Source organism: Exiguobacterium sp. s141, from assembly GCF_018618085.1.
GTDB classification, from domain to species: domain Bacteria; phylum Bacillota; class Bacilli; order Exiguobacteriales; family Exiguobacteriaceae; genus Exiguobacterium; species Exiguobacterium mexicanum_A.
The window spans coordinates 94,031-117,451 of sequence record NZ_JACSLJ010000006.1 but is presented as its reverse complement, the minus strand read 5'-3'; the positions used below and the strand labels follow the sequence as shown (position 1 = coordinate 117,451).

General features: G+C 53.5%; 27 protein-coding genes and 1 riboswitch. Of the genes, 20 read left to right on the top strand and 7 right to left on the bottom strand.

The annotated features are described in order from the left end of the window. The first annotated feature begins 49 nt into the window (after positions 1–49). Entirely contained in the window at positions 50–757 is a 708-nt protein-coding gene (locus tag KNP74_RS12645) for a YjjG family noncanonical pyrimidine nucleotidase (RefSeq protein ID WP_138858623.1), read from the top strand. On the opposite strand, the gene KNP74_RS12640 is transcribed toward KNP74_RS12645, so the two are convergent. Next, complete coding sequence (locus KNP74_RS12640) at positions 731–1,177, bottom strand: NUDIX hydrolase (RefSeq protein ID WP_138858624.1); 447 nt, start codon at positions 1,175–1,177, stop codon at positions 731–733. The two genes, KNP74_RS12645 and KNP74_RS12640, sit on opposite strands and share 27 nt — an antisense overlap. A gap of 53 nt (positions 1,178–1,230) precedes the next feature. Between KNP74_RS12640 and KNP74_RS12635 the strand changes: the two genes are divergently transcribed. The 3 genes from KNP74_RS12635 to KNP74_RS12625 are packed head-to-tail and all read left to right on the top strand — an operon-like array spanning position 1,231 to position 2,870. After that, positions 1,231–1,833 carry a pentapeptide repeat-containing protein gene (locus tag KNP74_RS12635; RefSeq protein WP_138858625.1) on the top strand — a complete coding sequence of 201 codons (603 nt, stop codon included), beginning with the start codon at positions 1,231–1,233 and terminating at the stop codon, positions 1,831–1,833. Next, a complete protein-coding gene (locus tag KNP74_RS12630) occupies positions 1,830–2,669 on the top strand; it encodes an aminoglycoside 6-adenylyltransferase (protein ID WP_214764467.1) in 840 nt (279 codons plus the stop codon). Before KNP74_RS12635 ends, KNP74_RS12630 begins: the two co-directional genes overlap by 4 nt. 48 nt (positions 2,670–2,717) lie before the next feature. Beyond that, entirely contained in the window at positions 2,718–2,870 is a 153-nt protein-coding gene (locus tag KNP74_RS12625) for a hypothetical protein (protein ID WP_034779628.1), read from the top strand. A gap of 13 nt (positions 2,871–2,883) precedes the next feature. On the opposite strand, the gene KNP74_RS12620 is transcribed toward KNP74_RS12625, so the two are convergent. Continuing rightward, positions 2,884–3,285, bottom strand: coding sequence for an ion channel (locus KNP74_RS12620; RefSeq protein WP_084592883.1), 402 nt, complete (start codon positions 3,283–3,285; stop codon positions 2,884–2,886). A gap of 104 nt (positions 3,286–3,389) precedes the next feature. Between KNP74_RS12620 and KNP74_RS12615 the strand changes: the two genes are divergently transcribed. The 14 genes from KNP74_RS12615 to KNP74_RS12550 all read left to right on the top strand — a co-directional run bounded on the left by KNP74_RS12615 (position 3,390) and on the right by KNP74_RS12550 (position 16,939). Then, the gene (locus tag KNP74_RS12615; RefSeq protein WP_308162277.1) at positions 3,390–4,217 is read left to right on the top strand and encodes a glycoside hydrolase family 191 protein; all 828 of its coding nucleotides are present in this window, start codon (positions 3,390–3,392) and stop codon (positions 4,215–4,217) included. Between the two features lie 159 nt (positions 4,218–4,376). Then, positions 4,377–5,546 (top strand): GAF domain-containing protein, encoded by a 1,170-nt coding sequence (locus KNP74_RS12610; protein WP_214711221.1) that lies wholly within the window; start codon positions 4,377–4,379, stop codon positions 5,544–5,546. Between the two features lie 4 nt (positions 5,547–5,550). Further along, positions 5,551–6,489 (top strand): tetratricopeptide repeat protein, encoded by a 939-nt coding sequence (locus KNP74_RS12605; protein WP_214755981.1) that lies wholly within the window; start codon positions 5,551–5,553, stop codon positions 6,487–6,489. Further along, positions 6,471–8,318 carry a DUF2194 domain-containing protein gene (locus KNP74_RS12600; RefSeq protein WP_214764466.1) on the top strand — a complete coding sequence of 616 codons (1,848 nt, stop codon included), beginning with the start codon at positions 6,471–6,473 and terminating at the stop codon, positions 8,316–8,318. The genes KNP74_RS12605 and KNP74_RS12600 overlap by 19 nt, the downstream gene beginning before the upstream one ends. After that, positions 8,315–9,733 (top strand): GT4 family glycosyltransferase PelF, encoded by a 1,419-nt coding sequence (gene pelF / locus KNP74_RS12595; RefSeq protein ID WP_214764465.1) that lies wholly within the window; start codon positions 8,315–8,317, stop codon positions 9,731–9,733. Before KNP74_RS12600 ends, pelF begins: the two co-directional genes overlap by 4 nt. Then, complete coding sequence (pelG, locus tag KNP74_RS12590) at positions 9,714–11,162, top strand: exopolysaccharide Pel transporter PelG (protein ID WP_214764463.1); 1,449 nt, start codon at positions 9,714–9,716, stop codon at positions 11,160–11,162. The genes pelF and pelG overlap by 20 nt, the downstream gene beginning before the upstream one ends. A 61-nt stretch (positions 11,163–11,223) precedes the next feature. Beyond that, a riboswitch (TPP riboswitch) is annotated at positions 11,224–11,328 on the top strand. 82 nt (positions 11,329–11,410) lie between these two features. Next, complete coding sequence (gene tenA, locus KNP74_RS12585; RefSeq protein WP_138858633.1) at positions 11,411–12,085, top strand: thiaminase II; 675 nt, start codon at positions 11,411–11,413, stop codon at positions 12,083–12,085. Next, the gene (gene thiM / locus KNP74_RS12580; protein ID WP_214764462.1) at positions 12,082–12,870 is read left to right on the top strand and encodes a hydroxyethylthiazole kinase; all 789 of its coding nucleotides are present in this window, start codon (positions 12,082–12,084) and stop codon (positions 12,868–12,870) included. The genes tenA and thiM overlap by 4 nt, the downstream gene beginning before the upstream one ends. Then, the gene (gene thiD, locus KNP74_RS12575; protein ID WP_214709208.1) at positions 12,870–13,706 is read left to right on the top strand and encodes a bifunctional hydroxymethylpyrimidine kinase/phosphomethylpyrimidine kinase; all 837 of its coding nucleotides are present in this window, start codon (positions 12,870–12,872) and stop codon (positions 13,704–13,706) included. The genes thiM and thiD overlap by 1 nt, the downstream gene beginning before the upstream one ends. Then, a complete protein-coding gene (gene thiE / locus KNP74_RS12570; protein WP_214764461.1) occupies positions 13,678–14,316 on the top strand; it encodes a thiamine phosphate synthase in 639 nt (212 codons plus the stop codon). Before thiD ends, thiE begins: the two co-directional genes overlap by 29 nt. A 23-nt stretch (positions 14,317–14,339) precedes the next feature. Next, positions 14,340–14,972, top strand: coding sequence for an SDR family oxidoreductase (locus KNP74_RS12565; protein ID WP_214764460.1), 633 nt, complete (start codon positions 14,340–14,342; stop codon positions 14,970–14,972). Positions 14,973–15,516: 544 nt separating this feature from the next. Beyond that, on the top strand, positions 15,517–15,918 hold the full coding sequence (locus tag KNP74_RS14975; RefSeq protein ID WP_371816340.1) for a GGDEF domain-containing protein: 402 nt from the start codon (positions 15,517–15,519) through the stop codon (positions 15,916–15,918). 45 nt (positions 15,919–15,963) lie between these two features. Beyond that, positions 15,964–16,413: an OsmC family protein gene (locus tag KNP74_RS12555; protein ID WP_021065934.1), complete on the top strand. Its 450-nt coding sequence runs from the start codon at positions 15,964–15,966 to the stop codon at positions 16,411–16,413. Positions 16,414–16,501: 88 nt separating this feature from the next. Further along, positions 16,502–16,939, top strand: coding sequence for a GNAT family N-acetyltransferase (locus tag KNP74_RS12550; RefSeq protein ID WP_052090194.1), 438 nt, complete (start codon positions 16,502–16,504; stop codon positions 16,937–16,939). On the opposite strand, the gene KNP74_RS12545 is transcribed toward KNP74_RS12550, so the two are convergent. Continuing rightward, on the bottom strand, positions 16,940–17,386 hold the full coding sequence (locus KNP74_RS12545) for a DUF4385 domain-containing protein (protein ID WP_138858638.1): 447 nt from the start codon (positions 17,384–17,386) through the stop codon (positions 16,940–16,942). 67 nt (positions 17,387–17,453) lie between these two features. Here KNP74_RS12545 and KNP74_RS12540 point away from each other — a divergent pair, with 67 nt between their 5' ends. Then, entirely contained in the window at positions 17,454–18,002 is a 549-nt protein-coding gene (locus tag KNP74_RS12540; protein WP_214764459.1) for a GNAT family N-acetyltransferase, read from the top strand. 41 nt (positions 18,003–18,043) lie between these two features. Here KNP74_RS12540 and KNP74_RS12535 read toward each other — a convergent pair whose 3' ends face one another. Beyond that, positions 18,044–19,441, bottom strand: a complete 1,398-nt coding sequence (locus tag KNP74_RS12535) for a 6-phospho-beta-glucosidase (RefSeq protein ID WP_214764458.1) — start codon at positions 19,439–19,441, stop codon at positions 18,044–18,046. Positions 19,442–19,644: 203 nt separating this feature from the next. On the opposite strand from KNP74_RS12535, the gene KNP74_RS12530 reads away from it, so the two are divergent. Then, positions 19,645–20,514 carry a MurR/RpiR family transcriptional regulator gene (locus tag KNP74_RS12530; RefSeq protein ID WP_214711231.1) on the top strand — a complete coding sequence of 290 codons (870 nt, stop codon included), beginning with the start codon at positions 19,645–19,647 and terminating at the stop codon, positions 20,512–20,514. A gap of 30 nt (positions 20,515–20,544) precedes the next feature. On the opposite strand, the gene kynB is transcribed toward KNP74_RS12530, so the two are convergent. Genes kynB through kynU form a run of 3 tightly spaced genes read right to left on the bottom strand, consistent with a single transcriptional unit; the run spans position 20,545 to position 23,311 of the window. Next, positions 20,545–21,168, bottom strand: coding sequence for an arylformamidase (gene kynB, locus KNP74_RS12525; RefSeq protein ID WP_214764456.1), 624 nt, complete (start codon positions 21,166–21,168; stop codon positions 20,545–20,547). 14 nt (positions 21,169–21,182) lie between these two features. Beyond that, a complete protein-coding gene (kynA, locus tag KNP74_RS12520; protein WP_034779578.1) occupies positions 21,183–22,022 on the bottom strand; it encodes a tryptophan 2,3-dioxygenase in 840 nt (279 codons plus the stop codon). 11 nt (positions 22,023–22,033) lie between these two features. Next, complete coding sequence (kynU, locus tag KNP74_RS12515; RefSeq protein ID WP_214764454.1) at positions 22,034–23,311, bottom strand: kynureninase; 1,278 nt, start codon at positions 23,309–23,311, stop codon at positions 22,034–22,036. Positions 23,312–23,421: the final 110 nt, after the last annotated feature.

Sequence of the window (23,421 nt, the reverse complement as noted above, 5' to 3'; positions counted from 1 at the left end):
TTCTCGGTCCGTTCCTGTACATTAGAGGCAGAGAGGGGTAATACAGATTATGAAACGGTATGAAGCGATTTTATTCGATGTCGATGATACGTTGCTCGACTTTAAACAGAGCGAGCACGTCGCCTTGGAGCAGTTGCTCGCGGCACACAACGTTCGGATGACGGATGAATTGAAACAACAGTATGTGACGATCAATAACGGATTATGGCGCGCGTTCGAGCGCGGCGAGGTCGGACGGGAAGACGTCTTGATGGGCCGGCACACGCAACTGTTCGACACGCTCGGCATCACGATCGATGCACATGAAGTCGAACAGCGTTATCGCGACCATTTGCACGCCGGGGTGCACATCATCGATGGGGCACTCGAACTCGTCCGTACGCTCAGTGAACAGTATCCGCTCTATATCGTCACGAACGGGGTGACGGAGACTCAGTTCAAGCGGCTCGAAGCCTCGGGACTGCTCCCTTACTTCCAAGACGTGTTCGTCTCGGACGCGACCGGTTCACAAAAGCCAATGAAACCATTTTTTGACTATGTATTTGACCGGGTTCCGAATGTGGCACCGGAACGCGGGCTCATTGTCGGTGACTCGCTGACGGCAGATATCGCCGGCGGGCGCATGTATGGGCTCGACACGTGCTGGTACAATCCGCACGAGATTGCGGCGACGGTCGAGACGACGTATGAAATTCAAGACTTGCACGAGTTGAAATCGATTCTATCCGGCTCAGCGGTCGATAAAGTGGGGCGGTAATGATTGTGGCAACGCATAGAGCGTCTCCGGGAAGAGTTTCAAGTCACGGAGCGCGTCAAGTGGCTGCCAACGATAGATGAGGTGATCGCCTTCCGGTCCGTGGAAGTCTCCATGCCGGAGCGGGAGGTCACCCGATACATAGAAGTACATGCCGATCTCGTGGACGGTGCGCTCTAAGTAAGTGAAGAAATTTTCGGAGACGAAGGCGAACGTCGTTCCCGTCAGTGTCGCTTCGAGTTCTTCTTGCAGTTCACGCGTCAAGGCGATTTCGGCCTCTTCGCCGATGCCGACGCGGCCGCCCGGCAACGCCCAAAAGTCATCGTTCACGTTCCGATGAACGAGCAAATGACCGTCCTGGACCCAGATGCCGGCGACGCGATAATTGAACGTGCCGTGCTCGGTCGGAAATACGATATCCATTTTCATCACTCCATTCCTTAAGCTACATCAAGTATACGCCAAGGAGGCAGGTCATGTTTCAATCAAATGAGAGCTATAAAGGTGAGGACTTCCGCGACGAGACGCTCCGTGACATCCAACTCACGCAGACGACGTTCGAGAACTGTCGCTTCACCTATATCGATGCGACCGAGTTTGAGACCGAACAGTGTCGTTTCATCAACTGTGACTTCACCGATTCGAAGTGGAACGCCTCGCGCCACAGCGGCAGCTCATTCCTGAATTGTCAGTTCAACGGGGCGAATCTGTTTTTGAGCGAGTTCGATCAGTGCAAGATGACGGGTTCGTCGTTCGATTCATGCACGTTTGAAGGGGTCGTCGTGCGTGAAGGAGATTGGTCGTTCGTCAATCTGCGTCACGCCCCGCTCCGGAAGATGGATTGGTCCGGTGTCCGGTTGACGGAGGCGGATTTATACGGTGCGGATTTGAAAGAATCACGCTGGACGAACGCCGTCTTGTCCCGCGCCGTGTTGCAACACGCGGATTGCTCCGGTGCCGATTTTGTAGGGGCCGAGATGGATGGGGTCGATTTCTCGGACGTCATTCTGAAACAAGCGACGCTTGACGTCATGCAGGCCGTCCAAGTCGCCCGCTCGCTCGGGGCGAACGTCATATGACCAATGAGCAAGTGCTCGAGCACTTGACGGCCATGGCCGCGGAGCGGGAAGACGTCCGCGTCCTCGTCTTGAACGGGTCGCTCGTCAATCCGCACGTAAAACCAGACCGTTTTCAAGACGTCGATGTCACTTGTTTCGTCGAAGACGTGACCGCGTTCATCGAGGACCGCTCGTGGATGGCGCCGCTCGGGGACGTCTTGATTATGCAGACGCCGGACGAGGTGCCGGGAGGCGACGAATATGAGCGTTTCGCGTTTCTCGTCCAGTTTGCAGCCGGTCATCGCGTCGATTTGACCGTCCGTCCTATGCGTGACGTGCAGGAAGCGATTCACGCTGACTCACTTAGTCTCGTCCTCATTGATAAAGACGAGATTGCCGGTCAACCGATCCCATCTGATGACACGTACCGCATCAAACGACCGAGCCGATTCGACTATGAGCAGTGTTGGAACGAGTTTTGGTGGGTGTCGCTTTACGTCGTCAAAGGTATCAAGCGGGGTCAACTGTTATACGCTTTCGACCATGTGACGATCATGCGAACGATGCTCCGGCAGATGCTTGCATGGGACGTCGGCTTTGCGACAAACTTTACGGCGAACGGAGGAAAGTCCGGGGATGGGCTTGAGAAGCATCTGGCCCCTGAAGTATGGCAGGCTTATCTTGATACATACACTTTGGTCGAAGTGACAGCGGTGGAAACGGCCCATGCGACGTTGGTGGAACAATTTGAACGTGTCAGTCGCCGCGTGGCCGACCAAGCCGGATATCCGTTTGCGGAGATGGAAGCCCGACGAATTCGTGACGCCTTTTCGACGCTTTGGTGTTCAAACGATTAGTTTTCGGTTGAGTCGGGAAAAGCCCCTCTATAGAAGGGGGAATGACGCTTGAATCCGTATACGACGTTCATCGCGCTCCTAGTGGGGAGTTTACTTTTATTTGTCGGCATCCGGACGAAAAAGTGGCCGATTTTAGTCGTGGCCTTATTTCCGCTTGGACTTGTCGCCTTCAACATGTATTTGCTGATTACTGGACGTTAGAAGACTGTTTTCTTCAGTCTTCTTTTTTGTATATCGATTTTACAAAAAATGCTGTCGGCAACAAAATCCCGATGGCCGCTTCGAGCAAGGCGAACAACCGGGCCGGACCGATTGGCAGCAGGTCGCCGAATCCGATAGACAGCAACGTGACCCCGCTGAAGTAAAGCAGATTGCGCCAGTTCGGATCGACCGCGTTCATCGTCTCGAGTGACGTCACCAATATGACGCCATCGCGTGATAGCGCGTAGTAAATCAAGGCAAACCCGATCATGACGCCGAGTAGGCTGACGAACAAGTGGCTGAACAAGCGCATATCGAAGCCGGTCTGTCTATACGTTTGGCGCCGAAAGAAGGTAAACACGTTCAAGCCGACGAATAATAGGGCAATCGTCAATAAAATGGTATTCACGCCCATTTCTCCCTTCTGTGATAGTCTGTATTATGTTGTTTCCCTGATCGTTCACCGTCAAACGGACCGATTCACACCAAGACGGATTCATTCAACAAGGAGGTGTCCGAGTGCGACGATGTCTAGTGAGCGGCTTATTGTTCATCTTCTGTTTAGGAGGATGTACGACGAAAGAGCCGTTTGATTTTGATGAGATCCATTCCTATAAGATTTTTTATAACATGCCGACCGAGGCGATCATTGAAGACATGGCCCGATACGACCTCGTCATCATCGAACCGATTTGGTATACAACGGAACAGATTGAAGCGATTCGGTCGAACGGGACGAAAGTGCTCGGCTATATTAACGTGATGGAAGCAGATACGTGGAATCGTGCGCTCATCGGCCAAATGGACAAAGACGATTTCTTCTATCGGGACGGGGAACGCATCTATTTCCCGAAATGGGATTCGTATTTGACGGATATCAGCTCGTCCGACTTCCGTAAAATTTTAATCCGTGAAATTCAAAAACAAGTCATCAATAAACATCTGGACGGAATTTTCCTCGACACGGTCGGGGATATCGATGACGTCCACCTCGACTATCCGGACGACTTAGAAGAACAGTTGGCTGGGCTCGAGGCCTTTTTACAAGCGATTGAAAAGGCATACCCGGGCGTCCCCGTCGTCCAAAACTGGGGCATCGAGACGCTCGAACGAACGAGTGCGCCTTATGTGGAAGGCTTCATGTGGGAAGGCTTTAACTACACGGAAATCACGTCTGACTCTTGGTCGATGGAGATGCTCGATCGAATGAACGCGATTCAAGACGAATATGGAATCGCCGTCCTCACCGTCTCGGACCAAGAAGAGGCGACAAGTCGGGACATGGCCGAGGCGAACGGATTCATCCATTATCACGAACCAACTTATTACAATACGTGGGATTTTTAGGGGGTAATTAGGGGAAAGGAAGATAAGGGACTATGTATACCTGTCCGAGGGCAGGGGATCATCCCGCATTAAAACTGAAGAGATGTTATCCATGAGGAGGGGATTATCATTCTGTACGCTCAAGACCGTCCATGGCTCAAATGGGTCGAGATTCTTGTCGTGTTCGCACTATTGATCGGAATCGATTTATTCTTCAGCCTAGGCACGATTCAAAATGAACTGAACTTGTTTTATGTGGCCGCCATCCTGTTCGCGCTCAGGTATGGAACGATTTTCGGCTTAATCAGTTTCGGCATTTTGCTCCTCTATAAAGTGTTATACACCGGCTTAATGGGAGGAGACATCTTCCTGTTGTTCTACGATACAAACTCACTTCTTACACTGTTTTACTACTTCGCCATCACTGTCATCGTCGGGTTGTTCAGCACCTCATTTCGAGAGCGTTACGAAATCAGCCAGTTCCGCAACGAAGAACTGAAAGATGAAAACACGTATTTGAAAGAGACCGTCGATTTACTCAACACTTCGCAAACCACACTTCGTCAAAAACTACTTCAATCCGAGTACAGCTTGAACCAATTGTATGAACTGGCCGTATCGCTTGATTTGCCGCATCCAGAATTGATTCGGAGCGAGACGATTCGCCTATTGAAAAAAACGTTCCTCGCGAGTGACGTCGCCATCTACCACGTCGACCGTTCCCAGAAGTCGATGCGCCTCTTGATTCGCCAAACGGACAAGAAAGAGTTTCCACAAACGATTTTTCTCGATGAGGCGTCGAGTATGTTCAAACGGTTCTTCCAAGTGCAAGAGACGACGCTCCGTCAACTCGATGACGAGGACACGGACCCGATGTTGCTCGCACCGATCATCGTGGACGGGACGACCCGAGAAGTCGTCGTCATCAAACGGTTGCCGCTTCGGAAATTGACGACCGATGACTTGCACGTTCTCAACATCCTCTTCTCGTGGATTGGCACACGCATTCAAAATGCCGAGAACCTGATTCGTAAAGAGCAGCACGAGAAGATGCATAAAGGCACCTCGTTTTATAAGAAAACAGCGTTCACAGAACTCGTCGCCATCCAAGAACGAAAGAAGATTCACCATGGACAGCCGTATATCGTCCTCGAATATCCGCTCGGGTATGAGCCTGTCTCGCTCGAGAGTATCGAGGCCATCGTCCATTCGTATTTACGGGAGATCGATGTCGTCGGGTATGACCCGGATGAGAACAAGCTGTTGCTCTTACTCCCAGGAACGAGTGAAGAACACCGTCAACGGATCTATGACCGGATCGAAGGGATTTTGATCCAGAAGGGAGTGTGACGGGATGGAGTCTACCATTCGTCTCGTATTGATCGGGATTTATGTCGTTCATGCACTGCTCGCCTTCGGATTATTGATCGTGTTGAAACGAAGAATGAAAGCGCCGGATTATGGTGTCGCGGTGGCGGCGCTCAGCTTCGGTCTGTTCTTACCGTTTCTGGCCGAACTTGCCGTCTATGCGGTGTATCGGCTTGCTGAACGGTTCGGTCGGAGCGGTCTGATTGAAGACTATGACGACTATATCGACTTCAAGGTCGTCAACTATGAACAAATTCGTCATGAAGCGAGCAGCAGCAGTCATCTGTTACCGCTCACCGACGCCATCAATTCGAAAGATCCGGCTATCCGCAAACACTCGATTTTGACGCACGTCAACCAGTCGATTGACCAGCAAGGCAAGTATTTGCAGATGGGACTTGAGAGCACGGACAGCGAGACTGTCCACTACGCCGCGGCGACAATGAACATCTTGATCGATCAATATGAACAAGAATTGAAACACGCCAAACGCGAATACGACTTAGGTAATCCAGACACGATTCGACGGCTTGCGACGATTTATAAACGCATGATCCATAGTGAGCTCATCACCGAGGTCATGTTGAAGGACAAGCGAGGCGCATGGCTGGAGGAATTATTGAAAGCGAAGACGCTCTATCCACCTTCGCCTTGGATTTACGAGGACTTGAACGAGATTTATCTCACGTTAGAGCGCCCCAAAGAGCAATTGAACATCTTAAAAGAGTACGTCCATCATTTCCCGGAACGCATCGAGGCTCATCTGATGCTGATCAATTACTATTATGAGCGCGAACGTTGGAACGAAGTGAAGGCGGTCATGTTTATGATGCAGACCCAATTCTCACTGGAGGACGTACCGTATGAGTACCGACTGTTGTTTGAAGAATGGAGTGACACGACATCATGGAAAAACGAACTGTAATCTCCTTCTCGCTCTTCATCGTCTTATTTTTAGTCGTCGTCGGTGCGATTCAATACTTACGGATCCACTCGCTACACACGTTGTTGCCAAACGTCGCCGAGCAACAGATGAACATCGACCAGTTGAAGAGTGATGCCTCGGCAAAAGCGGGTGAGCATCAGCTACAAGTTTATCTCGTCCGGGATGAAGGTGATTTGGCGGTCGAAACGGCAAACAACCTGCTGTACGGTCTGCAGTATGCGAAACTTGATGTTCGCGAAGTGAACCCAGGCGCCGTCGGATCGATTGCGCCATCTCCATACACCATCATCATTTTCACGGGTGAAGATACGACAAGATGGCCGTTCGTGGAAATGAAACGTTATGTCGAACAAGGCGGGAACCTCGTCTTTGCGAATCGGTTTAAAGATCCGGCATGGAACGCGTTGACCGGCATCGAAGAAATCGGTGAGTACGTACCGGACGTGTATGGTCTAAATTTTGAAGAGACGATTTTCCCTGGGTATGTTGACTTGAACCCACCGGACGACTTATTTGTCCATAGTGTCGTCGATTTTGCGATTGCAGACGAGGCCAACGTCATGTTGTCGGCCGAAGGATTCCCGATTCTTTGGGAATACGGCGTCGGCGAAGGGAACGTCCTTTATTGGAATACGACGATCACCAACCAAAAGATGATCCGCGGTCTGTTCGTGCAGACGCTCGGCACGATGCCGCCGGCGTTCGTCACGGCACAAGCAGCGATCAAGCTCATGTACATCGATGATTTCCCGGCACCGGTCATGGACGGGAAAATGAAAGACGTGTCCGCGACCCCGCTCGATAAATCGGTCAAAGATTTCTTCGCCGAGGATTGGTGGGAAGATATGGTCGATTTGGCGAAAGACGACGATTTGATTTACACGGGTGCCATGATTGGGACGTATGAAGAGGAGATGGAGCTCGTCGACGAACAGTTGATCAAACGGGGTGAGTTCCCAATGCTCTACTTCGGTCGCAAATTGATCGCCCACGGTGGGGAAATCGGACTCCATGGCTATAACCACCAATCGCTCGTCACGGCCGATGAACCGATTGACCCGACGTACGGGTACATCCCCTGGCAAGATAAAGACGAGATGAAACGGTCATTGCTTCAAGCCGAGTCCGTGTTTGAGAATTATTTCCCGGCTGAAACGCTCAAGTCATATGTCCCGCCGTCGAACGCGCTCAACCGGACTGGGGTCGATGCGATCGCCGAAGCGTTGCCAGAACTGCGCACGATTGCTTCGCTCTACACCGGGGAGCCGGAGAGCGGGGACTTCGTCCAAGAATTCGAATTTGATGCGACGCATCCAAACTTGTACCATTTCCCGCGTGTGACAAGCGATTACGGGGAAGAGCGCGGATCGATTTTCCAAATAGTCGATGCAATCGCCAACTTCGGTGTGTTTTCCCACTTCATTCACCCGGATGATGTCCTCGACCCCGACCGGGCCTTCGGTCGGGATTGGGATACGATGTTCGCGAGTCTTCGCAAAATCGTCCACGACGTGAAAGATCAATATCCGCACCTCGAGGCATATACGCAACACTACGCGACCGAAAAGATGATCACATACCAACAAGCTGATTTGAACGTCACGTTTGATGAGTCGACCGTCTATTTGGCCGGGGAAGGTCTCGTCAACCCCTCTCATTTCACGATTCGCCTCAAACCAGGCCAATCACTTGAGACGGGAGAGTTTGACTTTGGGACGGTCGAACAATGGGAAGCCGACCGTCCGCTCTACCTCGTCGAACTGACATCGGCGAACGCTGAAATCGCCATCAAGGGGGAAGCGCAATGAGAATCGGACTCGTATTAGAGGGCAGTTATCCATACGTGAGCGGAGGCGTCTCAAGTTGGACGCAGACGTTGATTGAGGCGATGCCCGAAGTGTCGTTTGAAATCATTTCGATTCAACCGACAGAGAAGCGTCCGGAAGAGATGAAATATGTGTTCCCACCGAACGTTTCAGGGATCACCCACTTGTATTTGAGCGACTTGGGTGAGCGGGCGAAAGGGCGATTAAAGTGGGGCGCTGAGGACGAACAGAACGTATCGGACTGGCTCATGTTGAAAAGTCCGAACCGGCAAGCGCTTCGTTTGCTTGGGAAAGAAGTGCCTTCAAGTCAGGCGTTTTTCGCAAGCGAGTTCTTTTGGAAAAATGTCAAGGCGGCCTACGCCGAGGAAATGAACGGAGGTTCGTTCATCGACTATTTCTGGATGTGGCAGAGTATGTACACTCCGATTTTACGGGTGCTCCATCAACCGCTCCCGAAAGTCGACCTCGTTCATTCCGTGTCAACGGGTTATGCCGGTGTGGTCGCGTCCTACATGAAAGAGACGCAAGGGATTCCGTTCATCTTGACGGAGCACGGCATCTACTCGCGGGAACGCGAAGAGGAGATTCTACAGTCGTATTGGATTCCAGCGCCGTATAAGCCGAGGTGGGTCCGTTTCTTTCACCATTTGTCGCGTGAGGCCTATAACGCGGCCGATGAGATCATCACCTTGTTCGAGCGGAACCGCGAATATCAGGAGTGGATTGGCGCCCCGAGCGAGAAGACGAAAATTATCGCCAACGGCATCGCCGATCGACAAATCCAGGCGACGGTCGACCGTCCGGAGCACGATCTCTTTCAAATCGGGGCCATCGTCCGCTTGGTGCCAATCAAAGATTTGAAGACGATGATTTACGCCGCCAAGATTTTGCAGGAGCGGCATCGTCTGTTCAAGCTGACGATCATGGGACCGCTCGATGAGGATGAGGAATATGCGGAAGAGTGCCGGTTGCTCATCGAACAGAGCGGGCTGACCGATTATGTCGAGCTCGCTGGAAAGGTTGATGTCCAAGCCTATTTGCCGAAGTTTGATTTACTTCTGTTGACGAGTATCTCGGAAGGTCAACCGCTCGCGATTCTTGAAGGTATGGCAGCCGGCATCCCGTGGGTCGCGACCGATGTCGGGGCTTGTTCCGAGCTCCTGTATGGACGAGAAGACGACCCGTTCGGTCCAGCCGGGTTTATCGTGCCCCCGGTTCATCCGGAAGCGGTCGCGGACAAGGTCGAGTGGATGATGGATTATCCGCAGGAGCGGATGCGTTTCGGTAAGAACGGGCGGGAGCGGGTCCGCCAATACTATCGTCTCCAACAAGTCGTGGACCGCTACAAGGCCATCTATGAAACGAGGAGGGAACAGTATGGCGGGCATCGGGTTTAAGTTGCAGAAGTTGTTCCAAGAAGACTACTATTCGTCCAGGTTGAAGGCGTACACGTTCTCGGGCCTCGTCACATCCGGACCGTGGTTGATCGTCATCTTGGTCGTCGGGACGATTCAATGGTTGGCGTTCCAAATGCCGATGTTATCGCTCGCCGAACGGACGCTTTTCATGATCTCGGTCTCGTACGCGTTCATCTTCTCGCAAATCTTGTTCAGCTTCCAACAGCTCGTCGTCACCCGATATGTGGCGGACTTGTTTTACGAGAAGAAAGCACATGAAATTTTCCCGGTCTTCACCGGGATGCTCAAAGTGACGATCCTCGCCGCGACGATTCTGTACAGTATCTTTTGGCTATTGTCGCCGCTCGATTTTCTGTACAAACTGACGTTGTTCGTTTTATTCATGACGATTAACGTCATCTGGGTCATGTTCTTGTTCTTGAGTGCCGCCAAGTATTATCAAGCGGTGGCCTATAGCTTCTTGCTCGGCGGACTCATCTCGGTCGGGAGTGTCTATGCGGTTAGTCGCCTCATGGCCAATCCGTCGAGTCTCGAGCTATTGCTCGGCTTCACGGCCGGGATGATTGTGACGTTGTTCGGCTTGTTCTTCGCGATGCTCCGGACGTTCCCACTCCGCTATGCCGTGAAAGAGTTTTCGTACTTCAAATACTTCGACCGCTATCCAGACTTGTTCGCCATCGGGGTGTTGTACGTGCTCGGGATTTGGGTCACGAACTTTATCATCTGGTTCGGAGAAGGACGCGTCATCATCGCGGACTCCTTCTTGTTTAATCCGTACTATGACACGGCCATCTTTTGGTCCTACTTGACGATCATCCCGACGCAGCTCTTGTTCATCGTCGCCGTCGAGACCCGGTTTTATGAGCGCTATCGCACGTTTTATGGATTGATCAACTACGGCGGGGCGCTCCATCAAATCGAGAAGGCGAAACAGACGATGACGTCGGTGCTGAAAAATGAGTTGATTCGACTCGCGCGCAGCCAAGGCGTCGTGACGTTGTTCGCCATCCTCATGGCAGGCGTGTTCGTCGGTTGGATCGGCGTCCCGGATGAGATCGGTCAAATCTTTCGGATGACGACGCTCGCGGCGTTCGCGAACGCGATGATTCTCATCTTGACGTTGTTGTTGCTCTATTTCGAGGATCGACGCGGGGCATTGTTCGTCAACATCTCGTTCTTCACGTTGAATGCGTTGTTCACGCTCTTGCTCTTGCCGCGCGGCATCGATTGGTACGGCGTCGGCTTTGCCGTCAGCACGACAATCACGTTCTTCTTGGCCGGCCTGCGTTTGATCTATTACATGGGCAAAGTCGATTATTACGTGTTCGCGGCCTCGAATCGACGCAAGCTCGGTACCGAACGGTTCTCTCAAATGGGGACGTTGTTGAACCGTCACTTCTCGCGATAAAGGGTTTTCAACAAAGATAAAGACTGATATGATGTGGTCGTAGACGACCGAATTTCATAATGTTTACCACTAGGGGAGTCGCGTGACGCGGCTGAGATGGACGAGGTCCAGACCCTTTGAACCTGATCTAGTTCACGCTAGCGTAGGGAAGTGGGCGAACCGATTGTTCTCGTACACTTTGTGTAAATCCGACGCCGCTTCCGTTATGGGAGGCGGCGTCTTTTTTTATCACAAAGGAGGAGACAAGAATGACATTCACCGCACATCTTCGACAAGAGGCCGATGCCTTGTTTCAAGCCAGCTTTGACCATCCGTTCGTCCGCGAGCTCGGAACGGGTGAACTCGACGAGGCGAAATTTCGGCATTACGTCATGCAAGACTCATATTATTTGAACCAGTTCTCCAAAGTGCAGGCGAAAGGCGCGACCCTCGCCCCGAACATGGAAGTAGCGAGCCGCTTTTTGACGCATGCGCTTCATACGATTGAAGCGGAGCATGCGTTGCACCGTGAGTTTTTCACCTTGCTCGACGTGACGGAGGCAGAGTGGGCAACGTTTGAGCCCGCTCCAACGGCTTACGCCTATGCGCTCCATATGCAACAGGCCGGTCCGACGCTCGGCGACGTGCTCGCGTCGATTTTGCCGTGCTACTGGGTCTATTATGAGATTGGGGAACGAATGAAAGATGCCACACCCGATCATCCGATCTATGCGACGTGGATTGCGACGTACGGTTCGGAATGGTTCCGCGATCTCGTCGAGGAACAGCTTGAACGGCTCGACGTGCTCGCCGGACAAGCGACAGCGGAAGAACGGGTCCGGTATCAACAGCTGTTCTTGAAGAGTTGTTATTATGAACATGCGTTTTGGGAAATGGCGTGGACGCTCGAATCGTGGGATTTACCGGCGGGGGTGACACGATGAAGCGCGACTTATGGGACAAAGTCAGAGCCGAACGGCCACTCATCCATAACATTACGAATATCGTCGTCGCTAACTTTTCGGCGAACGGGTTGCTCGCCATCGGCGCTGCGCCGGTGATGGCGTTAGCCGTCGAAGAAGTCGCGGACATGGCGTCTGCGAGCGATGCGCTCGTACTCAATATCGGCACACTCGATGCGACGACGGAACGTACGATGATTCGAGCCGGACAGGCGGCGAATGAATCGAGCCGGCCGGTCGTCTTCGATCCGGTCGGTGTCGGGGCGACCGCGTTTCGACGTGACGTCGCTACATCCATTTTGCAACACGTCCGCGTGACGGTCATCCGAGGCAATGCCGGAGAAATCGCGACATTGATTGGTCTCGACGCGGCGGCGCGCGGCGTGGACGCTGGGGAAACGCGGGTTGATTTGAATCACATCGCGCGCGCGGCGGCACGACGCTACAACTGTGTCGTTGCCGTGACCGGAGAGACGGATGTCGTCAGCGACGGGGACGCGACGATTGAAATCAAAGGCGGCACCGCAGCGATGGCCCGGACGACAGGGACCGGTTGTTTACTCAGTGCGGTCGTCGGTGCGTTCCTTGCGGTCGAATCCGACGCGTTGACGGCCACGGCGACAGCGCTCGCCGGATATGCCCGGTGCGGCGAACTGGCTACCGCTTTGGCGGACGGACCGGGCGACTTCCCCGTTCATTTCTTGAATGAACTCGGCAAGATGACGGCCGTCGAGTTGCCGAGCGACCGTATTGAGGTGGTGTCATGATGCGGCCGCAAGTATTGACGATTGCCGGTTCGGACTCTGGCGGGGGAGCGGGAATCCAAGCTGATTTGAAGACGTTTCAAGAGCTCGGCGTGTTCGGGACGAGCGTTCTGACGGCCGTCACCGCTCAAAATACGCGCGGGGTGCATGGGGTCGAAGCGGTGTCGCCGGAACTCATCACGCAACAACTCGATGCAATCGGTTCGGACTTTTCGATCGCAGCATGTAAGACCGGAATGTTATTTGATGCGTCGCGCATCGAGGCGGTCGCTACCGGGGTGAAACGTCATGTCTTCAACCGACTCGTCGTCGACCCGGTCATGATTGCGAAAGGAGGGGCTCCGCTTTTACAGGACACGGCGGTCGATGCGCTCAAGACCTCCTTGTTGCCACTCGCGACAGTCGTCACACCGAACGTGCCGGAAGCGGAAGTGCTGACCGGTTTGACGATTCGATCGTTTAATGATCGTCTCGAGGCGGCTCGGCGGATGTTAGCGTACGGTGTGCGCGCGGTTATTTTAAAAGGCGGCCATCTCGAAGGTGAAACTGCCGAAGACTTGATCATGACGGAGTCAGAAGTGTTCCTCCTCTCGGCCCCGCGCATCCAGACGAGCGATACACACGGAACAGGTTGTACATTTTCGGCGGCGCTTACAGCGGAACTTGCCAAAGGTCGTTCCATCATGGAGGCGGCGGTGACGGCGAAGCGGTTCATTCAAAGCGCCATCACCCATGGCCTCGAGATCGGCGCCGGACACGGACCGACGAACCATTGGGCATATGTGGCGTATGGAGAGGAGGGCGTGACGATTGAATCCATCAAGGCGGGCACTCGCTGAACAGTTACGGCTTTACTTCGTATGCGGGACACAGAACACGAAAGACATACTCCAGACGGTCGAAACGGCGCTCCGATGTGGCGTGACATGTTTCCAATTTCGCGAAAAAGGTAAAGAGGCACTGTATGGGGATAAAAAAGAAGCGATGGCGAGAGCGTTGCAAACACTTTGCCGCTCGTACAACGTCCCGTTCATCATCAATGACGACGTCGACTTGGCAGAGCGCATCAATGCGGATGGCGTGCATATCGGGCAAGACGACGCCGATGCCGCACGCGTTCGCGAACGAATCGGTCCGGGCAAATGGCTCGGTGTCTCCGTCCATACGCTCGAAGAAGCGGCTGCGGCGATCGACTATGCGGATTACGTCGGCATCGGTCCGGTCTACCCGACGAACTCGAAAGCAGACGCCGGGGCAGTCAATGGGACGGTGCTCATTCGCCAAGTTCGAGCCATGTATCGAGAGCTGCCAATCGTGGGGATTGGTGGCATTTTACCGGAATACGTCCCGATGATTCGGCAAGACGGGGCGGACGGCGTCGCCGTCATATCGGCCATCGCTTCTGCACCGGATGTGGCCATGGCCACACGGCGTTTCGCTTGTCTCTGAATTCAAATCGAGGAGGAAGACAGATGAACGTATTTGTAATTGGCGCGAATGGACAGATTGGGAAACAGCTCGTCGAACGATTGCACGAGGAAGGGAAGCATCAAGTCACGGCGATGGTGCGGAAACAAGACCAACTCGACGACTTTACATCGAAAGGCTATCAGGCCGTCCTAGGCGACCTCGAAGGTGACGTGTCGTCACTTGAACAGGCGATGTCTGGCATGGACGTGATCGTGTTCGCGGCCGGTTCGGGTGGTAGCACTGGAGCCGACAAGACGTTGTTGATCGACCTGGACGGCGCGGCGAAAAGTATCGAGGCTGCCAAGAACGGGAATGTTAAACAGTTCGTCATGGTCAGCGCCTTGAAGGCGGAAGATCGTTCGGCATGGCCGGAAGAGATGAAACCATACTATGTCGCGAAGCATCATGCGGATCGTCTGCTCGAGGAGAGCGGGCTTACGTATACGATCGTCCGTCCGGGCGCTCTCACAGATGACGCCGGTACCGGCAAAGTGAAGACGGGCGACGTATCGACTGGTGAGATTCCGCGTGCAGACGTGGCGGCCTTCTTGGCACATCTCATTGGTCATGACGCAGCCCACAATCAAGCGATTGACCTCGTCAAAGGTGACACGGCGATTGAGGACACATTATAAACGAGATGACGACAGCGAGCGGACTTGGTTCCGCTCGCTTTTTGTATGGATGTGTCCGTGAACTCGACAAAGGATTCGCTTCGACCGATAGAGAAAGTGAGAGATGGATTTGTTAGAAGAAAGGGGTCTATCCATGACCGCATTATTTCTCTATATGGCCGTTTACTTGCTTCCGGCTTTTCTATTGAGTCACCTTGCTCTTGACGTATTGGTTCGGTAACGCCGGAATTTTGCTTTTCGTCTGTTCGGTCCACTTCATTGTCAAAGTGACGGGCGTCGGGGCGAAGTTACCGAGATGGATTTATCCGTATGCCATTTATTTGCCGCTCGTCCCGGTCGCGTTGACGTTCATCCGTCAAGAGAACATCTTGAACAGTCAGCGTTTCGACCAAGTCGGTGTCTGGATTTATCCTGAGTTCAACGCGTCTTATTTGACGACGATGACCGTCGGTAACGTGTTTCATTTTCTTGTGATTCTATTATTGATGTATGCCCTTAAGCGGTCCGAGCGCTTCGAGCATCATCGTGTCCTGCGCTTGTCGTCATCGACCTCGACGGCTTTAAAGGAATCAACGACACGTACGGTCACCAAGTCGGCGATGATTTTCTCATTCATCTCGGTGAGTTGCTTGAGATGGCGACGCCGGAAGCAGGACTGGCCTCGCGCGTCGGTGGGGATGAGTTCTATATGTATGTGCCGAACGTCGATGCAGATGACATCGTTGCGTTCGTCGAGCGCTTGCAGTTGCTGCTGACGGAGCGGCCGTTCCGGCTCGGACGGGAGACGATTCCGATTCGAGCGAGCATCGGGGTCAGTGTCGCACCGAATCAAGGGGCGGACTTGGACACGCTCATTCATAAAGCCGATCAAGCGATGTATCAAATCAAGCAACACGGTAAAAACGACTATGCGATTTATGACGAAGTGTTACATGGACCGAAATAACGGGAACGAGAATGAAGATGGCAACTTGATAGAGGAGGAGACAATATGACTGAAAAACCGTTAGTGACGATGCGAGCCGAAGGGGAAGCGACGAGTGTGAAGACGACGGTGCATGTGCGTGACCTCGAACCGTTCGTCGTCGATGAACCGGAACGTCTCGGCGGGACGGACGCCGGTCCGAACCCGCTCGAATATTTGCTCGGGGCATTGTCGTCGTGTACGACAATCATGATTGCCTACGTGGCGCAAGACCAAGATTTCAACTACGACGGGGTGACGTTCGTGACCGAAGGAACGCTCGACCCGCGCGGCTTCCAAGGCGTTGAAGGAGTACGGACGTATTTTGAGAAAGTACACGTCAACATCGTCCTCGATACGACCGAATCGGATGAACGGATTGCGGCGCTCCAGAAAGGCGTCGAAGCTCGTTGTCCGATCCATAATTTGATGCATGCGGCCGACGTCGACATCACGGCGACGTGGACACGGAAGTGAGGATGGGGCGACCCATCCTTTTTTTGATGTAGACAGGAATGTTTGCCGACGAGCACGAACAAAAAGAGACGTGAGAAAGGAGGTTGTCATGGATATTCGCCCGATGACACAGCAAGACGCCCGCGCGATTCAAGCGTGGACGTACGAGGCACCGTATGATTTCTATAACCAAGAAGCTTCAGCGGAAGGGCTGGATGAACTGATGGCGTATCAGGCCGTCCATGACGAGGCGTTGATCGGTTTCTATTGTCTCGGCACGTATGCACAAGTGCCGAACGATACATACGTCTACGATGACACATGCGTCGACCTCGGGCTCGGCATGCATCCGGATCGAACGGGACGGGGGCACGGGCGTACATTCGTCCGGTTGGTGATGCAAGAAGCAGCGCACGAAGGCAAACCGCTCCGGTTGACGGTGGCCGCGTTCAATGAGCGGGCCATCCATCTCTATGAGCAGCTCGGGTTTCGACAGGTCACTTCGTTTGAAAAAGGGGCGACCCGTTTTCTCGTCATGACCCGATAATCAGCCGTACTGTTTCTGATGGGCTTTCTTTCGCTTCAAATAGTCTTCATCTGCCCGAAGCTGGTCCCATCGCTCTTTGAAGATGCGGGCCGATTCCGCTTTCTCCTCGTCGATTTGTCGGTCGTGGAGATCGCCGTCGTCCTTATATTTTCGTCCGCCTTTATAGTTGGCGTAACGTCTCGCCCGGGTATAGCCCATCTGGATGAATTTGCGGGCCATATCCATTCCGACGAAATCATCGTTGGCCCGGTATTTTTCGAACAGCTCCATGATCTCATCGGCGGACTGTTTGGCGATGTCTGGCGTCTTGAAGCGCCAATGGGGGAGAATCTCACTTTTATATGGTTCGACGAGCAGGACGCCTTGTTCGCCGCGTCCGACTCGATACAGCTCGGGGTGTTCGCGGAAATCAATCGTTTCAAAATCTAAATCATAATCAAATGGCATCGTCATCCCTCCTTATGGATTCATTCCCGGAACGAATCCGAGGGAAACGACAGAAAGGAAGAACAAGATGATTCAACTTGATACAGACCGGCTCCGGTTGCGGGCGTTTCAGCTCGAGGACGCTGAACAGATGTTTCGATACGCGCAAGACGAGCGGGTCGGACCGAAAGCGGGATGGGCGCCGCACCAGTCGGTCGAGGAGACGCGTGACGTCATCCGACTGTTCCAACAAGACCAAGACGTCTGGGCCATCACACTGAAAAAGACAGGTGAGTTGATCGGCAGCCTCGGGTTGCACGACCGCCGACCGGACCCTGAGATTCAGCATGACCGGCAGCGCGAGATCGGGTATGTTCTTAGCCCAGACCATTGGGGGCAAGGGTACATCCCGGAGGCCGTCCACGAAGTGATGCGGCACGGTTTTGACGACCTCGGACTTGAACGCATTTGGTGCGGTCATTTCGACTTCAACGACCAGTCGCGCCGCGTCGTCGAAAAGACAGGCTTCACGTACGCGTTCACGACGTCTCAGCAGTTGACGCGCTTGGATGGGCGCACTGTGCAGAGCCTCATTTACGTCGTGACGAAAGAGGAGTACGAACGTGTTAAAGCGTGAATAAAAGCCAGCGCGTCGCAAATCGACACGCTGGCTTTTATTTATGCGTGCTCGACAGGTTGGAGCGCTTGAATGACTTCGTCTTTGATCGTGACGCCGTTCGCTTCAAGTTCAGCGATTTTATCGGCGAACTGCGGCAAGTAATCTTTATGGGCGATGAGCAGTTCATCGAGCACCCGTTTCGCGGTCTCGCCGCTCGGGATAAGCGGATTGATGATGAACGCTTGAAGGGCGAGCCCATAGTCACCGGTCACGGCCGCTTCTTCGACGCACAGCTCCATGTTCTTCATAACTTGGAGCCATCCTTTTTCAGCCGGGGCGAGCGTGCCGAACGCGATTGGTTTCGCACCGGTCGCACCGATATAGGTGGACACTTCGACGACGTCGTCCGGGGCGAGGTCAGGGACGGCCCCGTTGTTCTTCGTCGAGACGACGATATGTGTGTTCTTATTGGCGTAAATCGAGGCGATCGTCTCACACGCCGCGTCCGAATAGTGGGCGCCACCGCGTTTAGATAGTTGCTCCGGTTTATGGTCGAGGTTCGGGTCTTTGTACAGCTCGAATAGCTCCGCTTCCGTCTGCTTCACTTGCTCGGCCCGCGTGCCGACGGCCGGGTCCCGATATTCCTCGAGCATGTGGGCGAGCATTTCCTCGGCACGATAGTAATACCGGTGATAGCCGCAAGGGATCATGTTCATCTGTTGCAGTTGTTCTTGGAAGAACGGCATGTCGTGAATATTGGCGGGAATCCCCGAATCGCCGTCATACATCTTGTCGATGATGTCGCGTGTCACGTCTTGTCCGCTCACGTCGTGGACGCGGTGCCAGTGGAAATGGTTCAATCCGGCGAACGAGTAAATCAACTCTTCCGGTTTCTTGCCGATCAGTTCTGGTTCTGCCATCATCGCATTGACGGGCACGTTGCACAGTCCGATGACTTTGTCCCATTTGCCGTACCGGATGACCGCGTCGGTCACCATTCCGCTCGGGTTCGTGAAGTTGACGAGCCAGGCGTCCGGACAGAGCTGTTTCATGTCTTCGACGATGTCGAGGATGACAGGAATGGTACGGAACGCCTTCAAGATACCGCCGGCCCCGTTCGTCTCTTGACCGACCATACCGTACGAGAGCGGAATCCGTTCGTCTTTGATGCGGGCGTCGAGCAAACCGACACGGAACTGTGTCGTGACAAAGTCGGCATCTTGTAACGCTTCTCGACGGTCGAGCGTCAGATGTACTTTGACGTCAAACGGAGAAGCGTCCCACATCCGCTGCGCCATCTGTCCGACGATGTCGAGTTTGTCTTGGCCGGCCTCGATATCGACGAGCCAAATCTCACGAATCGGTAACTCTTCGTAACGCTTGATGAACCCTTCCATCAATTCTGGTGTGTAGCTGCTGCCGCCCCCGATGGTGACGAGCTTGATTCCCGTTGTCATTCCAATCTCCTCCTCGTTTGTTCACAAAATAGTCTCAGATGTGTAAATGAATATCAGCGCTGAATGTATCTTCTCATTTCTCATTCAGTATAAAATATAGAAAAATGAACACAATAGATTTACAGGCAACTCCGAAAGCGTTTACAAAAAGAAACATATAGACATTTATTTTTGTGAATTCAATTCACGAGAGGAGACCGGACATGCTATTGACCGAGAAAATGAAGCAAGACCTGTTCTCGAAATCAGAACGGGCCGTCATCGACTATTTGTTCGTCGAGCGGGAGCGGATCCACGATAAGACGATGAAACAAATCGCCGAGGCAACGTATACGCACCCGTCGATGTTAAGTCGCATCGCCACGAAACTGGAGTTTGCGGGTTGGCTCGAGTTGAAGGAACAGTTTTTGGAGGAAATCGAGTATTTGAATCGTCACTTCTCGGATATCGATGCCAATAAGCCATTCTCGGCTAAGGATAACTTGATGGTTGTGGCGAACAAGCTGGCGGCCCTCAAACAGATGACGATCGAGGACACGCTGTCGTTGCTCGATCATGAGGCATACGAGCAGGCCGTAACGATGTTGAGTGAAGCGCGCCATATCAAGGTCTTTTCTGTCATCCATAATTTGTTGCTCTGTCACGACTTCAAGTCAAAGATGAACCGGATCGGCAAACAAGTCAGCCTCTGTGAATTCGATGCCGAATTCGAGGCGGCCAACTCGGACGAAACGACGTGTGCGCTCCTGATCTCCTATACGGGGGAAAGTGATTATACGGTCGGACTCATCCCTTACTTAAAGAAACAACGTGTGCCGGTGCTCGCCTTGACGAGTCTCGGAGAGAACGCGATCTCGCATCAGGCCGACTGCACGCTCCGTTTGACGACCCGTGAGCGCCTCTACTCGAAAATTGGGAGCTTCACGACGAACGATTCGATTCATTGTCTGCTCGACCTGTTGTACGCTGGTGTGTTCTCGAAAGACTATGAGGCGAACATGGCTTACAAAGTGCAAATCTCGAAACGGTTCGACCATCGTAAAAGTTCGAGTGAGGTCATGCAGGAAGACTGAAAACACCCCTTCGAGCGAAGGGGTGTTTGTTTAATCGAGCGAACGCAAGAGCGCGCGCACCGGACTGCCGTCACCTTTGACGATCGGGAGCGGCACGGCGTTCAATTCGTAATCACCAGGGGCGATATGGTCGAGGACGAGTCCTTCGAGAATGTGGACCCCGTTGCGGGAGAGCGCGTGGTGCGCCGCCATCTCTTTACTGTCGATCGCGTCGACCGAAGGCAAATCGAGACCGATCAAGTAAATCCCAAGTTCGCCGAGACGGTCGGCAAGTGAAGGCGTGAGTTCAGGGATGTGGCTCGGGAATTCCTGCTTGTTTGGCCAGCCGTCGGTCTTGAGAATCAACCGTTCGACGCCGGTCAAGTCAAAACCGTCCAAGTCCGTCGCTTCGATTCGTTCGTGTCCAGGGAGATGAATGACCCGGGCCGGACCGATATAGAGCCCGGGATCGAGATCGATGACGCGCTGTCCGGCGTCCTCGAAATGGAACGGGGCATCGATATGCGTCCCGGTATGCAGGCTCATCGTCACTTTCCCGACGTTGACCGAACCGCTATCGGCCATCGGCCACGCGATCTCGTAACGGAACGCCGTGTCGCCTGGCCATGTCGTGATCGTGTCTTCGAGCGGTTGCGAAACATCAATCCATGTCATCGTGTTCGTCCTCCTTACAGTTTTGTCCGGACAGTCCAAAGTTCAGGGAAGAAACGGTGGTCGAGGACGCGGCGCAAGTAATTGACGCCTGACGATCCACCCGTCCCCATCTTTTGCCCGATAATCCGTTCGACGGTGCTCATATGGTTGAAGCGCCACATCTGCTGCTGGCTGCCGATATCGAGCAGTTTCTCGCCGAGCTCATACAAGTCCCAGTACTTGTCCACGTCCCGGTACACCTCGGCCCAAGCCGCTTCGACGCTCTCGTTCCATTCCCAGTCTTTCGTGACGTCCCGGTTGAGCACGGTGTCATCGATGGCGAGACCACGGCGATGCATTTCGCGAACGGTCATGTCATAGATGCTCGGTGCCTGTAGCGACGACTCGAGAAGCGGATATAGCTTCTCATCATGGGCGTACACACTGAGTGTGCGCGCGTTCTTAAAGCCAAGGGCGAACTCGATTTGGCGGTTCTGGTACGATTGGAAGCCAGAAGACGAACCGAGTTTGTCGCGGAACTCCAAATACTCGGCCGGAGTCAACGTCGCGAGGACGCTCCACGACTGGATGAGCTGTTGTTGAATCTTCGAGACACGGGCGAGCATCTTGAACGAACGCTCGAGCTCTCCCGTCTCGATGGCGGTCACGGCCGCCGTCAGTTCATGCAAAATCAATTTCATCCACAGCTCACTCGTCTGATGGATGATGATGAACAGCATCTCGTCATGATGGTCCGATAAGCGGTGCTGACTCGATAAAATCGGGTCGAGTTGCAAATAGTCACCGTACGACATGTCTTTCGAAAAGTCTGTCTGAATTGATTGCTCGACTTTGTGTTCAATCCGTTCACTCATATTGTTTCTCCTTAGGCCACGACTTCGCGGACGTTCTCGAACGCCTCGTATTCTTTGTTTTCCATAATTGTCTGTAACGTCATCACGACATCATACACATCGGTGAACGTGTTGTAGAGCGCGACCGGTGCGAGTCGGATGATGTTCGGGGCCCGGAAGTCCGGGATGACGCGATGCTGTTTGAGCGCTTTACAAATGCGGGCCGCCTCAGGGTGTTCGAGACTCAAATGGGCACCACGCTGTGTCTCGTTGCGCGGACTGCCGATAACGAAGCCGTATGGTGCGAGCACTTCGTCAATCAGTGCGGTCATATACGTCGTCAAGGCGAGCGATTTTTCGCGGATGGCGTCCATCCCGATCTCGTTGAACATCTCGAGGGCACCAAGTTGCGGAGCCAGGCTCAAAACGTGCGGCGTCCCGATTTGGAACGCACCGGCGTCATCGGCCGGCGTCATCGTATGATCCATGTCGAACTGTTTATCTTTGCGTGAACCGAACCAACCGGCAAGGCCAGGCGTTGTCCCAAAGTGACGCTCGTGAACGAATAGACCGCCGACGCTGCCAGGTCCGCCATTCAAATGCTTATAGTTGCACCAGTAGGCGAAGTCGACACCCCAGTCGTGGAATGCGTGTGGGATGGCGCCGACCGAATGGCAAGCGTCCAAGCCGATCAAGATGTCTCGCTCGTGTGCCGCCTTGGCGAGACGGGCCATATCGAGGATTTGTCCGCTGCGATAGAGGACGGTCGGCAAGACAATCAAGGCGATGTCGTCTGTCATCGCTGCGATGATGTCTTCTTCCTTCAAGTAGCGTCCGTCCGGGCTCGAGACTTGGACCAAATGTTCGCTCGGGTCGAGTCCGCGGAGCTCGAGCTGACTCTTCAAAGCGTAGATGTCAGATGGGAAGGTGAGCGTGTCGGCTAAAATCTTCGTCCGCTTGCCTTCCGGTTTAAAGAATGAGGCGACAAGTTGGTGCAAGTTGACCGTCGTCGACCCGGTGACCATCACTTCCTCGGCTCTGGCTCCAACGAGCGGAGCGTTAAGTGCGGCCAATTGTTCTGACAAGTTGAACCATGGGTGGCGTCCCGACATCCAGCCATCAATCCCGAGCTCTTTCCAATCGCTCAGTGATTCGAGTAACGTCCGTTCGGCCCGTTTCGATAACAGGCCGAGCGAGTTACCGTCCATATAAATGCCGTCTTGCGGCAAATAAAATTCTCCCCGGTATGGTGCGAGCGAGTCGCTGGCGTCGCGTGTTTCCGCGTACGCCCGTGTGAAATCTTGAGCCATATCGTTTCCCCCTTTGACTTGCGTGTCATGCTGACAAAAGCGTAGCAATCGCCTTTGCACGTGTCAATATGGAGGGACGCATCCCCAAAAGAAAGGGCCGCCTTTGAGGC